1 pseudogene is annotated in these 553 nt (G+C 76.7%); it reads right to left on the bottom strand.

Annotated features, from left to right (window positions below):
- Positions 1–553 (bottom strand): annotated as a pseudogene (locus VR44_RS36680) (SAV_2336 N-terminal domain-related protein); the annotation flags it as partial.

The following is a 553-nucleotide window of genomic DNA, read 5'->3' as shown; positions in this document are numbered from 1 at the left end:
GGAGCGGGTGGCGGCGGCCGGCCGGTCGGAGCGGACGGCGAAGGGAACGGGCCGTACGGCGCCCCGGGTCCACAGCCGTTCGGGCAGGACGTTGAGCACGGCCACGGCGTTGTGGCCGCTCCAGTGGCGCAGGACGGCGCGCAGCGGGCCCTCCTGCCAGCCGCCCGCGACGGTGTCGGAGAGGACGAGGATCAGCCGCCGGCCGGCCGGGTCGGCGAGTTCGAGGGGGTTGCGGGGCGGTTCGCCGGGGCCCCGGGCGAGCTGGGGGGTGCCGCCGGGGCCGGTGCCGGTGAGCTGCCAGGTGCGGACGTCGCGGAAGACGCCGCTGCGGGTGAGGACCCCGCTCAGTTCGGCGACCAGGTCGGCCCACAGCAGCATCGAGTGGTGGGCGTCGACGACCAGGGCCAGGTCCAGCCAGCGGCTCTCGGCGGGACGCAGCACCGGGGTGGGGACCATGGCCTCGATGCTGCGCTCCACGGTGAGCTGCTCGTCGAGTTCCTCGCCGGGGCCGCCGATGGAGCGGCGTCCGACGGGCCGCAGGGAGCGCATCAGG

Source organism: Streptomyces katrae, assembly GCF_000966975.1.
GTDB classification, from domain to species: Bacteria; Actinomycetota; Actinomycetes; order Streptomycetales; family Streptomycetaceae; genus Streptomyces; species Streptomyces katrae.
Note: the sequence above shows the minus strand (reverse complement) of the source record. Positions and strands in the feature narration are given on the sequence as shown.